We start from the raw sequence: 14,403 nt of genomic DNA, 5'->3' as shown, positions 1-14,403 counted from the left end.
CAGTGCGCATCGTCTGCCTGAACTGCCTGGCCGAATTCAAATTCGACTCCACCCGCCGCTCTTGGATCTGGGTGCTGCGCCAACCCAATGGCGGCTTCGCCACCCGCGTCGGCGACTATTCGCGGCGACTGGACCGACGCTGCCCCAACGGCTGCGAGATCGACGAGGAGATCCTCGACTACCCGACCACGGTGATCGGCTTCGTCGGCGAATCCGCCTCGTCCAAAACGCATCTCATCGTATCGATGATCTACTCGGTCATGAACGACCCGGTGCTGGCCCGGGAGTGGTCCATCGTGCCGTCCCGGCGATCCACGAAAATGCTTGCCGCGCTGGAGAACACGCTGATGAACCGGCAGGCCATCGGCTACACCCAGAAGCGGGGCTACGTCGGCGCGCCCGCGCACCGACAGGAGAACGGCATCGGCCCGCTCGGCGCACCGCAGCCGCCCCGCCCACCCCTGCCCCAGCAGCAGACCCAGCACGCGTGGAGCGGCTGGCAGGTCCGCGCGCCGATCCTCATCAAGTTCACGTCGCTGTCCACCAGGCGCACAGTGAATCTGGCGTTCGTGGACGTGGCGGGCGAGGACGTCGCCGACGCCGAGATCGCCGCCAAGGTGAGCCCGCATCTGGCCGTCGCCGACTTCATCTGGTTCGTGGTGCCCTCGACGCTGAACAAGCAGTACCTGGCCATGATGCGCGAGCACGCCAACCCGGCCAACGAGGACAGTCTGAGCAATAGTGTCGAGCATTCCCAGACGGTCGGCCGCACCAAGATGATGATCGATCAGATCGCGAAGCTGTGGCGCACCGCCAACAGCTATCCGCTGGATCTGCCGATCGAGCCGCCGCGCCTGCACGCCTCGACCATTATCGCCAAATCCGATCTGCTGTCGCTGATCAACCTGCCCGAGGTGGGGATCGTCGCACCGCCGGTGGACTGGGCCGACAGTCCCTACAGTCTCAACGGCGCGGGCAACCTGTATCAGCCCGGCCAGATCGACTACCGCTCCGACGCCACGAGATCACTTGTGCGCAAACTGTTTCCGGCCGTGGACGCGACCCTGTCCATTCACTTCCCGCACAACCGCTACTTCCCGGTCTCGGCCGTCGGCTGCGGCAAGCGGGCCGACAACACCTACCCGGTCTTCAAACCGTTCGCCGCCGTGGACCCGGTCATCCACATGCTCAATCGGATCGATCACCTACGGGTGGACAGATGACGGGTCTCGCGCAACTGCTGTGCGGTTGGGCCGTGGTGAATCTGGAGTCCTCCGGGACCGGCGTCGGCGTGGTGGCGCGCTCCGGAAACTGGCCTGCCGCACTGGGTTCCACCACTCGTGAGCTCGGAAAGCTCGTCACCTGGGACGGTGTGCCGACCTCGCCCGAGGCGTTCGCGCTGGAGTTCACGCTGGCGCGGGGCCTGGCGGTGGGCGTGTTGAAGACACCGTCCAACGCGCGGCCCGGCACCTGCGTGGCACATGTGGTCGCCGGTGAGCGCGGCGTGATGGACGGCGCGAAGACCTTGGCGCTCTACGACTCCGGCCGCTTCCTCACCACCTTGGACGACCCCGGCTACCCGACCGATCGCTGGGACACACTGCCGGATTCACCGCACGACAATGATTCCGGGTTCGACGCGGCGGCCGACGCCTACCTCGACCTGGACTGGCTGGCCCCGCTGCTCGGCTATACCCTCGCGCACCTGGCCGGTCGCGGTCCCGCCGTCGAACTGCGGGTCGAACACGCCACGGACGCGCTGGCCATGCTGCGGGCACTGTACGGCATACTGCCCCGGAACAGCCTGCGGGACTTGACCTTCAGCACGGCGAGCACACCGACCTCGCACCACGCGATCACCGCGGTGACCAGAGACAGCCACCACCCAGCCACGGGCGAACGCCGCATCGTCACACCGGGCGACCGCGGCGACGAGTCCGATCCGTTCGTGCAACTCGGTCGGCAGATCATCGGAAATCGCCGAGCGGGCGTCCGCCTGCCCGAAACACTTTCCACCGCAGAGGAAATCGGCACCTGGTGCTACCGCCGCCACCTGCGCGCCATGAGCCCGGTCGAGCTCGACGACGATCGGCTGGCCGAGGTGATCACCGACCCCGACCTGAGCCCGGACTGGTTCCAGGACAAGACCGTCGCCACCCGCGCCGTCCGCCTCGCCCTCGGAAGACCCGGCGTGGCACGGGCCCTGGCGCGGGTCGATCACCACCCCAGCGTCCGGAAGACCTTCGAGAAGGTCCTCACCGACACCGTCATGGCCGACACCCGAGATCGCGCCCGCACCGCCGAGGTCGCCCGCCAACTCGGCTTCGACCTCAGCGAAGCGGTGGTGGCCGCCGCTCGCCGCCGCTTGGAGACCGGGCCGCTGTCGGCGACGGACGCGGCGGCGGTGTGGCCGCGCCTGCACGACGACTGGGCGACCGGCAGTCACAAACGCCGCCAGGTGATCGCCGGATACCTGACCCGACACCGCACCTTGCGGGCGCACGCGCTCGGCTCACGGGATCGCGCCCTGCTGCACCGGGCGTTACGGGCCGAGGTCGACGATCCGGGCGTCCCCACCGCGAGCAGTCACCTGCTGCGCACCGCCATGCACTCCCAGCTCGCCATCGTCGCCCAGGTCGCCGTCGATGTGGCCTGCGACGGACGCGACCGCTACGCCCTCGACCAGATCCTGGCCTGCGCTCCCCCCGAACGGCTGCCCGCACTCATCGCCGAATGTGCCCGCTACCCCGCGCTCGATGCCATCACCCTGATGAAGGCCCTGACCCTGAGCCGCTCCGACCCGGCCGAACTGGTCGATGCCCTGTACCCGGCCTGGCGCGACCTGCGCCGCCGCCTCGGCCTCCCGGAACCGATCGAGGAACTCGTCGTTCTCGACGCCTCCGACTCGACACCGCGCCCTGCCGCAAGCCGATCGCGCCGTAGGGGATTCGGACGCCGCAACGGCCGCGACTGGTCGCACTCCGACCTGACCGCCCTGCTCGAATCCGCCGACGAGCCCCTCCTGTTCGAAGACGCCCGCGAAACCCTCAGCGCGGCCCTGCATTCCGACCTCGACTACGTCGTCGACCGTCTGATCGCCCGCACCCGAGCCGCCGACGGCCCGCAGGTTCTGCACCGCATTCTCGCCACCACCCCGCCCGACCAGCTGCCCACCCTGATCACGGCCTGCGCCCGCCAATGGGACCTGCCCCCAACCGTTCTCCTGCACGCGGTGGCCGCCCTCGACCTGCCGCCGGACGATCTGGCGCAGACCCTGTCCGGCGGCTGGCCCTGGCTCCGCGTCCGCCTGGACCTCCCCCAGTCGATCGCGCCGCTACTGACCCTGTCCCCGCCCGAGGATCGCACCGATGCGTGGAATTCCCTTCCCCGAGAACGGGAATCACCCCGCTGGCAGTTCTGGCGCTGACGGTCAGTCGGTGGGCAGCCCACCCCCGTGATAGCTCACGGCCGGATTCCACATGAAGTACCCGTTGTACCCGGCCGCGCGGGTCGCATCGATCTGCGCGCGCACCTCCGAGTCGCCGTAGGCCACCCCGAGGCTGAAGTCCTGCAACCACGGAATGATCTGCGCCGCGGTCCCTTCGGTGCGCGCCCGGAAGTCCTGCAGCGACCGGAAGACGATGTCGTAGGGCTGGGAGTTGGGATTGGCCACCTCGTATTCCCCCGCGTGCCAGTGCGAGGGATAGAGCATGGGCGCGAGATAGTCGACGTAGCGCGCCATCGCCGGAATGTCCTGCGCGATCTCGTCCGGCCGAGTCGCCGCGATTCCGAAGACGGCGGCTCCGAGCGACCCGCCCGCCGCGTGGATCGGCTCCCGAATATCGCGCAGGAAGCCCGCGATCGACTCCGAGGGCGTCTCGCTGAGCCCCGGGAACTGCATGCTCGACAGGCCGCCGTCGGGCCGCCGAATGTAGTCGTACATCACCCCGTCGAAGCCGAGCCGCGCCGCCTCCACCGCGAGATCCCGGTTGTAGGAACGGATCTCGGGGCTCGCGAAGTTGGTGAAGGCGATCGCGCCGTAGCCGCTGGAGTAGGGCTGTCCGCCCGGATTCTGGATCACCCAGTCGGGGTGCCCGTTGTGCCAGGCCCAACTCGCCAGCGTCGGATCGCGGAAGGCGACGATGCGCCCCACCACCTTCAACCCCATGTCGTGCAGCTGCTTCAGCGCCGCCCCGGCGTCGTAAATCGTACTGGCGGCTCCGGATTCGCGCGCCAACGGCACCTGCGAGTCGTACCCGACAATGCCGTCCTCGTCCTTGATATCGAGTTCGACGGTGTCGATGCGGCCCTCGCGCGCGAGGTCCAGCACGGCCTCGCGCATGGGGTCGTAGGCCCACGCGTAGGCGGTGACGTGCACGGCCCGAATCCGGGGCAGCGCCACCTCCACCTGCACCGGCGCGGTGGTCCGCTCGCCCACCTTGTTGGTCGCCACCAGCACGGTGTCGAGCGGGGCATGCGGCAGCGCGAGCTCGAAGCTGCCGTCCGCCCCGGGTTGTACCGACCGGTCGCCCACGGCCACCGTGGTCGCCCCGACCGCCTTGCCGCGCACCAGCACCGGATCGCGATAGGAGGTGGCGGCCGCCAGCGGCGCGAGCTCCAGTCGCGGCGGCTCGGTCTCGGCGGTGGCGACCGACGGGCGGCTGCGCCCGAAGACGAACACCGCGGCGGCGAGTATCAGCACCAGCACCGCGCCGACGGCGAGCAGGGCGGAGCGCCGACGGCGGATCGACCGGAGTCGCATGAGCAACGTACACACCAACTTCCACTGACGCCTGTTGGGCATCACTATTACCCGAGCGCGCACGTGTCGGCCGTTTTTCGCCGAGATCAACTCAAAACCGTTGTCGCAGCGTAGCGTTGCGGCGATGAAGGCGTGGACCATGCTGCGAATGGTCACGGCGGCGCTGCTGTGCGCGACCGCCACCGCGTGCGGGGGGACGACCGCCACCGCGCCGCCCCCGGCCACCACGCCACCGGCCCCGACCTCCCGGCCGCCGGACCCGGCCACGGTGGCCGCCAATGAGCTGGGCCAGATCCCGATCCTCATGTATCACCGGATCGAAGCCGAGCCGAGCGGCGAATACGACCAGACGCCAGCGAAATTCACCGCCGAACTGGACCGCCTGTACACGGAGAACTACCGGCCGATCACCATTGCCCAATACCTGACGGGCGGCATCGATCTGCCGGCGGGCACCCACCCGGTGGTACTCACCTTCGACGATTCCACCCGCACCCAACTCGCCCTCACCGATTCCGGCGACCCCACCCCGGACTGTGCGGTCGGCCTGCTCGAGCAATTCCATTCCCGCCACCCGGATTTCGCGGCCACCGCCACCTTCTACGTCAACAACGATCCCTTCGGCGACGACCCGCGCGCCCTGCCCTGGCTGGTCCGCCACGGCTACGACATCGGCGCGCACACGGCCACCCACCCGAATCTGGGTCAGCTGAATGCCACCGATGTCCAACGCGAACTTGTCGAGAACGTGCGAGCCATCACCGCCGCCGCACCCGGCACGCCCATCCGTTCGATGGCACTCCCGCTCGGCGTCTACCCCGCCGACAAGTCCCTGGCGAGCGCGGGGTCCTGGGACAACACCGCCTACACCTTCGACGCCGTTCTCCTGGTCGGCGCGAACCCCGCACCCTCGCCCATCGCAACGACCATGGACCCCAAGGCCCTCCCTCGAATCCGCTCCGGCCGCAGCCCGATCCCGTTCGACTCGACCTACTGGCTGGACTGGTTGGCCGCGAACCCGTCGGCCCGCTACACCTCCGACGGCGATCCGGGCCACGTCTCGTTCCCCCGCGCACTGGCCGAACAGTTGGGTCAGCGCTGGTCCACGACCGCTCAGCCGTACTGAGTCGTTCAGCAGCCGAGGCAGCCCGGCGGAATGATCTCGCACCACCAGGGTTTCGGCGGCGGGATAGGAGCGTTGGGGTCGCCCGCGCCCGAAACCACCCAGTCGCCTTGGACACTCACCTCACGGCCATCGAGAGGGCGGCTGGCAGGTCCCACGGCCACCGAGCCGTCGAGATTGAATTTGCTGCCGTGACACGGGCAGTTGATGGTGCCGCCCGAGATGTCGTTGACCGCGCAGCCCAGATGGGTGCAGATCACCGACAGCCCCACGTAGTTGCCGGAGTTGGGCTGCGTGACAACCGTATTGCCCACAATGACTCCGCCGCCCACCGGGATGTCCGAGGTCCGGGCGAGCGCGTTCTCCGGAGCGCCCTCCTCGGTGACCGTCACCGGCGCGGGCTCGGCCGCCTGCGGCTGTTCGGCCGCGGGCGCGACCGGCGGGGCGGGCGCGGGACCGGCGATCAATTGGCCGTCCCGCACACTGATCTCCCGCTCCGCGAGCCCCCGCGTGGCCGGACCCCGGACCAGCGAACCGTCCAGGGCGAATGCGCTGCCGTGGCACGGACACGAGATCACGCCGCCCGAAATCGCGTTCACCGCACAGCCCTGATGCGGGCACACCGTCGAAAAGGCCAGGTAATTACCGGCATTCGGCTGGGTGACCACGGTGTCCCCGAGAATCACGCCGCCGCCGACCGGGACCTGTGCGGTCCCCGCGAGCACGGTGCCGTCGACCGGAGCCGGACCGGGTTCGGCCGCGGGCGCTTCCGTGGTCTCCGGCGGTGACGCCACGCTCGTGGTGGTCGGCGCGACCGTGGTCGTAGCCGTCGCGGCGGAGGTGTCTGCGGCTTTCGGCGACGTCGCGCGCTGGGTCGTGCACGCGGCCGCCGCCATCACCACCCCCGCCGCGACGACGATCTCCCTGCGCCGCATGTGCTCGACACTCATCGTGACCTCGATTGCTCGGCACGCCGATGGTGTTGAAACGACCCAGCCACCTGTCCGGTTCGATACCCGCGGTCGCCGAATTCGTGCCACGGTGGATGCCGTGTTCGGTGAGCGTGTGGCGAAGATGAGGTGGCGGCCCGGATCCGGCCGATTGGTCACGATCATGGCCGTCTGTTTCGGACTGACCGTGGTGATCACCCGGCTGTACCTGATGGCCTCGGGATACCCGAAGATCGGCGGCAAAACCTATCACATCGCGCATGCGCTGTTCGGCGGACTCTTGCTGGTCATCGCCTGTCTGGTGATGTTCCTGTTCGCCGGGCGCGCGGCGCTCAACACCGCGGCGGCGCTGTCCGGGGTCGGCCTGGGACTGTTCATCGACGAGGTCGGCAAATTCATCACCTCCGACAACGATTACTTCTTCCCGCTGGCCGCGCCCATCATCTACCTGGCCTTCCTGCTCATCGTGATGGTCGCTCGCTATGCCGCCCGCAGCCGAGTGCGCCCACCCGCGCTGGTGCTGGCCGACGTCACCTCGCAGGTCGGCATGGATGTGGGCGCGCCGATCAGCGTCGAACAGCGGAACACCCTGCTGAACAGCCTCGATCGCGTGGACCGCAGCGGCTTCACCCCCGACACCGTCGCGCTCTGCGATGCCCTCGACACCTACCTGCGCACGACCCACGAACGCGCCCAGCCCTCCCGATTCACCGGAATCCGGCACGCGTTCCGGCGCTTCGAGGACACGGTGCTGCCGCAACGGGCACTCGCGGCCCTGCTGATCACCGTCCTCATCGGCCATGCCGTCTGGACGCTGCTGCGGCTGGTGCTGGCCGTCATCGTGATCTCCGGCTGGCATTCGCCGTGGACCGCGGTCAACCACTTCCTCGACGTCACCCAGAACCACGGGTGGAAGGCCTTGGTGGGCTTGGGCATCGCCGCGGCCGCCGAGGTCATGGTCGGGCTCGGCTGCGCGGTCGCGGCGGCGGCATGGATTCGCGGCCGCGCCGATATCGGTGTCCGGCTGGGCATCTGGTCCAGCGTCATCTCGCTGACCTTGGTGAATGTCCTCGCCAGTTATTTCAGCCAATTCCTGACCGTGTTCACCGCCATAGCCGAAGCCCTGCTGCTTTGGCTCCTCATCCGCTACCGGACGCGATACTGTTCGGTGTGAGCGCATTTCGGCACAGCCCTCCCCCGGCGAAGTCGAGAGGGCGTGTTCCGCGCAATGCCGAGTTGCTTCTCTGCGTGGCCGCACTGGCCCTGACCGCCTTCGCGTATCTGGCCATGACCTCGGCCACCGGCAATGGAATCGACGGCCAGGCCAGTCGGGCGCTGGCGGTTTTCACGGTGTTCGTGGTGGTGTCGCATCTGGCCGTGCGCCGCTGGGCACCCGCGGCCGATCCGGTGCTGCTGCCGTGCGTGGTGCTGCTCAATGGCATCGGGCTGGTGCTCATCGACCGGCTCGACCGCGCCGAGGCCGTCACCGCCAAGAACGCGGGCAAGGCCATACCGTCCTCGGATTCGGCGCATCAGCTGATCTGGACCGGGCTGGGCATGCTGCTGTTCGTGCTGGTGCTGGTGTTCGTCCCCGACCACACCAAGCCCGCGCGCTACGGCTACACCTGCGGGCTGGCCGGTGTGGTCGCCCTGCTCATCCCCGCGCTGCTGCCGTCGCGATTCAGCGAGGTCAATGGCGGCAAGAGCTGGATTCTGCTGAGCGGATTCTCGATTCAGCCCGGTGAGTTCGCGAAGGTGCTGCTCATCATCTTCGTGGCGGCCTTCCTGGTGGCGAATCGGGAGCTGTTCACCAGCGCCGGAAAACGCGTCGTGGGCATGACCTTCCCGCGCCTGCGCGATCTCGCGCCGCTGCTGCTGGTCACCTTCGTCGCGGTGATCGTGCTCGTCTACGAGAAGAACCTGGGCTTCTCGCTACTGGTCTTCGGCACCGTGCTGGCCATGATGTACATCGCCACCGGGCGGGCGGCGTGGCTGCTGATCGGGCTGGGCATGTTCATCGTCGGCGCGTTCATCGCGTATCAGCTGTTCGGGCATGTGCGGGTGCGCGTGGAGGTGTGGAAGGACCCGTTCGCCACGTATTACACGACGGGCTACCAGATCTCGCAGGGACTGTTCGGCATGGGGACCGGCGGGCTCGCCGGGACCGGGCTGGGCAGCGGGCGGCCGCAGGACGTGCCGTTCGCCAAGACCGACTTCATCATCTCGACCATCGGCGAGGAACTCGGGCTGATCGGGCTGGGCGCGGTGCTGGCGCTGTTCCTGATCCTGTGCGTGCGCGGCTTCAGCGCGGCCCTCACCACCCGCGACGCCTTCGGCAAGCTGCTCGGCGGCGGGCTGGCGTTCTCCATCGGCTGGCAGTTGTTCGTGGTCGTCGGCGGCGTCACCAAACTGATTCCGCTGACCGGTCTCACCACGCCGTTCATGTCCTACGGCGGTTCCTCGCTGCTGGCCAACTACATCATTCTGGCGCTGCTCATCCGGATCTCCGCGGACGCCCGCTCGGCCCCGCCGCCGCCCACCCGGCCCACGCCGACCGTCCCGCCCATCGCCGAGGCCATGACCGAGCACGTGTCCCGTCGCCTGCTGCCACGCCGCCGCTGACCTCGATTGAGCTGTCGCCCGTGCGGAATCGGAGCATCCTGGTCAGGTGACCTCTTCAAGCAACCGGACCGCCCTCGACAATGTCCGCGTCTTCGACGGCCGCACGCTCAGCGACCCGACCACCGTTGTCATCGACGGCGCGGTCATAGGCACCGATGATGGCGGCGCACAGCGCCTCGACGCGGGCGGGACGATCCTGCTCCCCGGCTTCATCGACTCCCACGTGCACGTCAACGACGCCGAAACCCCCGCCAAGCTGGCTGCCTTCGGCGTCACCACGGCCCTCGACATGGCCTGCCCGCCCGACACCGTCGCTCCCCTGCGAAACACCGTCGGCACCTGCGATATTCGCAGCGCGGGCCTGGCCATCGTCGGCCCCGAGGGCATGCACAGCAGATTCCTCGGCGAGGAGGCGATCATCCACTCGCCCGACCAGGCCGAACCCATGGTCGCCCAACGCCATTCCACCGGCTCGGACTACATCAAACTGGTCCTCGAGGCCCCCGGCGACGGCGGCCCCGACCCGGCCTCCGCCAAAGCCGTTGTCGCCGAAGCCCATGCCCGAAACCTCCGGGTCATCGCCCACGCCGCGACCGTCGGTGCCTACACCCTCGCCGTCGACGCGGGCGTCGACTTCATCACCCACATCCCGGTCGGAAATCTCCTGCCATCCACCGACATCGCCCGCATCGCCGCCGAATCCCGAGTAGTGATCCCCACCCTCACCATGATGGAAGCGATGACCGCCTTCCGCGGCGTCCCGGAGTCCTTCCCCGCCGCCCTCGACAATGTCCGCGCCCTCCACACCGCGGGCGTCCCCCTCCTCGCGGGCACCGACGCCAACGCCTCCACCGGCGTCCCCATCAACCCGACCTTCGGCGAAAGCCTCCACCACGAACTGGAACTGCTGGTCCGTTCGGGCCTCTCCCCCGCCGAGGCCCTCAACGCCGCAACGTCCCTCCCCGCCCACCACTTCGCCCTCACCGACCGCGGCTCCATCACCCCGGGCCTGCGCGCGGACTTGGTCCTCATCGAAGGCGACCCCCTGTCCAACATCACCGCCACCCGTTCGATCCGGCAGGTGTGGTCTGCGGGGATCCCTGTCGGCCGGTAGGAGCGAGAATGGGCCTATTCATCCCCAGACGGCACAGTTTTGGCAGAAACCTGCCAAAAACCCTTGGAAAAGGCGTGAATAGGCCCATTCATCCGCGCCGACTCCGCCGGCGCCGGCGCACGACCTCGACCACTTCCGTCGCCAACTCCTCCGGCCGTTCGAGCACATCCCCCGCCGCGTAGCGAAGCACCAACCAGCCATCGAGCACCAACTGATTCTGTCGACGCCGATCCCGCCGAAACACCCCTGGCGCGCTATGGAATTCGCGTCCGTCGATCTCCACGATCGTCCGTGATCGCTCATCCACGAAGTCGCACCTATACGGCCCGACCGGGTGGTTCGCCAGCATATTGAGCCCCCGACGTTTCAAGGCACGGGCGAAGATTCGTTCCGGCTCGGACGCCGCGTCGATCGCCGCTGCCCGCAACTGTTCTCGCAATGCCCTGCCGCCTCGCAGTCCGGAATCGCACAGGCGCAACACATCCTGCGGGTGGACGGAGCGGCAGACCTGCTCGTCGATCAGCGACTCGGCGTCCGGGGCGGGAAGCACGCTTAGGCAGTTCAGCAAGGTGAGCGCCGGATGTGTCGTCGGTAGATCGTGCGCTTCGGCGACCCAATCCGCCGGGATCACACCGCGATAGAAGTGCAGCCATGGCGGAGGCGTACGGTACCGCGGCTTGGGGACGGTTGCCTCCAGCCGGGCAGGTTCGGGAAGCATGCCCCACAGCCATGCGGCGGTCCGATGACTCAGGACGGCTTCGGGCAGCCAGGCGATGATTGCCCGGCATTTCGCGAGCGAATCCGGTGGCTCCGTGGACAGGACACCCGGAAGGAGGCGTTGATAGTCCCCGTTCCGGCACCGATTGTCGATGGTGCTGGCCGGAATCCCCGCCGCCAGCAATTCCGCCCGGGTTCGGATCATCGAACCAGGGTGGCAGAGCCCGCTAGTCGTCCTCGGGCGACGAACTGGGGATTTCCTTGGACTGTGGATAAGTCCGGAGCTGTGGAATTCGTAGGTAGGGCCGTGCGGTGAGGCAGATCGTAAGCCAGCAGAGGCCGACGAGCCACCCGGCCAGGATGTCGGTGGGCCAGTGGACACCGAGGTACAGGCGCGACAGGCCCACGGCAATGACGAACACGGTGGCGAGCACGAGTGCGAGGATGCGGGCCAGGCGTCCCAGGACGGGGAGGGCCACGGCCACCAGCACGCCGACCACTACCGTCGAGCCGAGGGCGTGGCCGGAGGGATAGGAGTGATTCGTCTCGGTCACCAGGTGGTCGACCACCGGCGGCCGATCGCGCCCGATCAAGAGTTTGCCGAAGAAGGTGAGCGCCCCCGCGCCGATCGCGGCCACCGCGATCAGCACCGCCTGCTCCCAATACTTCCGCCAGGCCAGCAGCACGCACGCCAGCGCCGAATAGATCGCGACCGACGTGGTGTCTCCGGCAATGCTGACCGCCTTGGCGACCGTCGTCAGCGTCGCCGTGCGATGGTCGATGAACCATTGCAACCAGGCCGAATCCGGGCCCGCCGGACCGTTGTAATACACCACCACGCAGGTCAGGACGAGGACGGCCGCCGCCAGCGCGAGCGCGATCAGGACGCCGGGGACAACGGAGTCCGGAGATCGATTCGGCCGGTTCGTCGTGGTCTCTGCTTCCTGTGCGGGTGGTGTGGACAGCATGTCATCGAGGTTGCCATGTCATCGCTGAGAGAACGTTGAGAGACCGCTGCCCGGGCCCGCGGCACCGTCCGGCATGCTGATGATCGTGCGAGTGCTGGTGGTCGAGGACGAGGTGCGGCTGGCACACACGATTCAGCGCGGGCTCGAGCTCGAGGGTTTCGTGGTGCAGCTCGCCCACACCGGGACCGACGGGCTGTGGGCGGCGGGCGAGCAGCGGTTCGACGTGATCGTGCTCGACATCATGCTGCCGGGCTTGAGCGGATACGAGGTGCTGCGGCGACTGCGGGCGCGCGACGTCACCACACCGGTCCTCATGCTGACCGCCAAGGATGGCGACTACGAGCAGGCCGACGCCCTCGACCTCGGCGCGGACGACTATCTGACCAAGCCCTTCTCCTTCGTCGTGCTCATCGCCCGACTGCGCGCCCTGCTGCGCCGCCGCGCACCCCAGCAGCCGTCGTTGCTCGCCGCGGGCGACCTGGTGCTGGATCCGGCCCGCCGGACCGTCCGGCGCGGCGACACCGCGCTGACCCTCACGCCGCGCGAATTCGGATTGCTCGAATACCTGTTGCGGTACAAGGGATTGGCGCTGACCAAGACCGAGATCCTGCGCAACGTCTGGGACGCACACTACGACGGGCCCGAGAACGTGGTCGAGGTGTACATCGGCTACTTGCGTAAGAAGATCGATACGCCGTTCGGGCGCAACAGCATCGAAACGCTACGGGGCGTCGGCTATCGGATGATCGATCCCGACGGGCAGGTCGACGACGAATCGGGCTCCGCCCCACGGTGATTCGCCGATCGTGACGGTGCCGCCGTGCGCCGCCACGATTTCCGTGACAATGGCGAGGCCGAGCCCGGATCCGCCGGTGGCGCGGGCGCGATCGGCCTCCAGTCGCACGAAGCGTCCGAAGACCCGCTCCCGATCGGCCACCGGAATCCCGGGGCCATCGTCATCGACGACGACGGTCGCGCGATCTCCGCTCTGCGCAACGCTGATGGCCACGGTCTCGCGCGCGTGCGCAGCCGCGTTGTCGACGATATTGCGCAGTGCCCGTGCGAGTTTGGGCCGATCACCCTGAATGCGCACGGCCGCGATATCGGTTCGCACCGTGTACCCGCCTCGGGCCCGTAGCGCCGCCGCCTGCTCGGCGGCCAGATCATCGAGATCCACATCCTCGCCGCGCACGTCGAGTCCGCTCTCGTCCGCGGTCGCCAGCGTCAATAGATCCTCGATCAGCTGCCGCATGCGTTCGGCCTCGGGAAGCAGTGTGCCGCCGATCAATTCGGCGTCCAGCACCTCCGGCCGGTCCCGCGCCAACTCCAGCGCCGCCGTGATCGCCGCCAGCGGACTGCGCAATTCGTGTGAGGCGTCGCCGACGAAGCGCTGTTGCGCCTCGTGTCCGGCCTCGATCCGCGCGAGCATATCGTTCATGGTGACGGCCAGCCGTGCGATCTCATCGCGCGCCACCGGCACCGGCACCCGCTCCGACAGTCCGGCCGAGCCGATGCCCGCCACCCGGCTGCGAATCTCCTCCACCGACCGCAGCGACCGCCCGACCAGCAGATAGGTGGCCAGCGCGGCCGCGGCCACCACGATCGGGCCGCCCACCGCGATCAGCGCCGCGACCCGTTTCACCGCATGCTCGGCCGGCTCGCTGTCACCCGCGACCAGAACCACGAACCGCCCCTCGGGCGTGGTGACCGAGCGCGCCGAAACCCGCAAGTCCTCGTCATACGCCGGAGCCGGACGACGCCCGCTCTCCGGCTGCTCCACCGTGGCCGGATCCAGCAGCGGCGCAGCCAGTTTCGGGTTCGACTCCCGGGCGATCCGACCCCGCGCGTCGACGATCTGCACCACGCCGATCTGCCCCGTCGCCTCCACCAGCGACTCGGGCAGATCGGCGAGCGAACCGCGTGTCAGCTCACCGGCGATGGCGTCGGCCCGCGTGCCCGCGGCCGCGTCGATCTCGCGCAGCAACGACCTGTTCAGCAGACCGAGCATGGCCCCGGCCGCCAGCAGCAGGACCGCGCCGACGGTCAGGGCGGCCGCGATGGCCGACCTGATCCGCAGTCCCCAATGGGACGGACGCAGCCAGTCGGGGATTCGACGCACGCCCCCATCATGGTCATTCGCCGGGCCG

At 68.5% G+C, this 14,403-nt stretch carries 12 protein-coding genes; 7 read left to right on the top strand and 5 right to left on the bottom strand.

The genetic code is table 11. The features are described from left to right. Positions 1-2: 2 nt before the first annotated feature. Together VMT65_RS06215 and VMT65_RS06210 are read left to right on the top strand one after the other, a co-directional pair. Entirely contained in the window at positions 3-1,223 is a 1,221-nt protein-coding gene (locus tag VMT65_RS06215; protein WP_326306937.1) for a hypothetical protein, read from the top strand. Next, the gene (locus tag VMT65_RS06210) at positions 1,220-3,427 is read left to right on the top strand and encodes a hypothetical protein (protein WP_326306936.1); all 2,208 of its coding nucleotides are present in this window, start codon (positions 1,220-1,222) and stop codon (positions 3,425-3,427) included. Before VMT65_RS06215 ends, VMT65_RS06210 begins: the two co-directional genes overlap by 4 nt. Positions 3,428-3,430: 3 nt before the next feature. Here the strand turns inward: VMT65_RS06210 and VMT65_RS06205 are convergent, their stop codons facing one another. Continuing rightward, the gene (locus VMT65_RS06205) at positions 3,431-4,762 is read right to left on the bottom strand and encodes a putative glycoside hydrolase (RefSeq protein ID WP_326306935.1); all 1,332 of its coding nucleotides are present in this window, start codon (positions 4,760-4,762) and stop codon (positions 3,431-3,433) included. Positions 4,763-4,886: 124 nt separating this feature from the next. Here VMT65_RS06205 and VMT65_RS06200 point away from each other — a divergent pair, with 124 nt between their 5' ends. After that, positions 4,887-5,888: a polysaccharide deacetylase family protein gene (locus VMT65_RS06200; RefSeq protein ID WP_326306934.1), complete on the top strand. Its 1,002-nt coding sequence runs from the start codon at positions 4,887-4,889 to the stop codon at positions 5,886-5,888. A 5-nt stretch (positions 5,889-5,893) separates the two neighbouring features. Here the strand turns inward: VMT65_RS06200 and VMT65_RS38380 are convergent, their stop codons facing one another. Continuing rightward, a complete protein-coding gene (locus VMT65_RS38380) occupies positions 5,894-6,835 on the bottom strand; it encodes a ubiquinol-cytochrome c reductase iron-sulfur subunit (protein ID WP_442790179.1) in 942 nt (313 codons plus the stop codon). A 124-nt stretch (positions 6,836-6,959) separates the two neighbouring features. Between VMT65_RS38380 and VMT65_RS06185 the strand changes: the two genes are divergently transcribed. From VMT65_RS06185 to VMT65_RS06175, 3 genes are all read left to right on the top strand, one after another. After that, a complete protein-coding gene (locus VMT65_RS06185) occupies positions 6,960-8,009 on the top strand; it encodes a hypothetical protein (RefSeq protein WP_442790199.1) in 1,050 nt (349 codons plus the stop codon). 74 nt (positions 8,010-8,083) lie between these two features. Then, positions 8,084-9,457, top strand: coding sequence for an FtsW/RodA/SpoVE family cell cycle protein (locus VMT65_RS06180; RefSeq protein ID WP_442790178.1), 1,374 nt, complete (start codon positions 8,084-8,086; stop codon positions 9,455-9,457). Positions 9,458-9,503: 46 nt separating this feature from the next. Further along, on the top strand, positions 9,504-10,571 hold the full coding sequence (locus VMT65_RS06175) for an amidohydrolase family protein (RefSeq protein WP_326306931.1): 1,068 nt from the start codon (positions 9,504-9,506) through the stop codon (positions 10,569-10,571). Positions 10,572-10,659: 88 nt separating this feature from the next. On the opposite strand, the gene VMT65_RS06170 is transcribed toward VMT65_RS06175, so the two are convergent. Together VMT65_RS06170 and VMT65_RS06165 are read right to left on the bottom strand one after the other, a co-directional pair. Next, positions 10,660-11,493: a DUF559 domain-containing protein gene (locus VMT65_RS06170; protein ID WP_326306929.1), complete on the bottom strand. Its 834-nt coding sequence runs from the start codon at positions 11,491-11,493 to the stop codon at positions 10,660-10,662. 22 nt (positions 11,494-11,515) lie between these two features. Beyond that, positions 11,516-12,256: a phosphatase PAP2 family protein gene (locus VMT65_RS06165; RefSeq protein WP_326306928.1), complete on the bottom strand. Its 741-nt coding sequence runs from the start codon at positions 12,254-12,256 to the stop codon at positions 11,516-11,518. A gap of 85 nt (positions 12,257-12,341) precedes the next feature. On the opposite strand from VMT65_RS06165, the gene VMT65_RS06160 reads away from it, so the two are divergent. Continuing rightward, entirely contained in the window at positions 12,342-13,052 is a 711-nt protein-coding gene (locus tag VMT65_RS06160; RefSeq protein ID WP_326307463.1) for a response regulator transcription factor, read from the top strand. Here the strand turns inward: VMT65_RS06160 and VMT65_RS06155 are convergent. Continuing rightward, positions 12,978-14,375, bottom strand: coding sequence for a sensor histidine kinase (locus VMT65_RS06155; RefSeq protein WP_326306927.1), 1,398 nt, complete (start codon positions 14,373-14,375; stop codon positions 12,978-12,980). The two genes, VMT65_RS06160 and VMT65_RS06155, sit on opposite strands and share 75 nt — an antisense overlap. Positions 14,376-14,403: the final 28 nt, after the last annotated feature.

The sequence above is a fragment of the Nocardia sp. CDC153 genome, assembly GCF_035818515.1.
In the GTDB taxonomy this organism is placed as follows: domain Bacteria; phylum Actinomycetota; class Actinomycetes; order Mycobacteriales; family Mycobacteriaceae; genus Nocardia.
The sequence above is the reverse complement of the archived record's forward strand: the minus strand, read 5'-3'. Positions and strand labels throughout refer to the sequence as shown.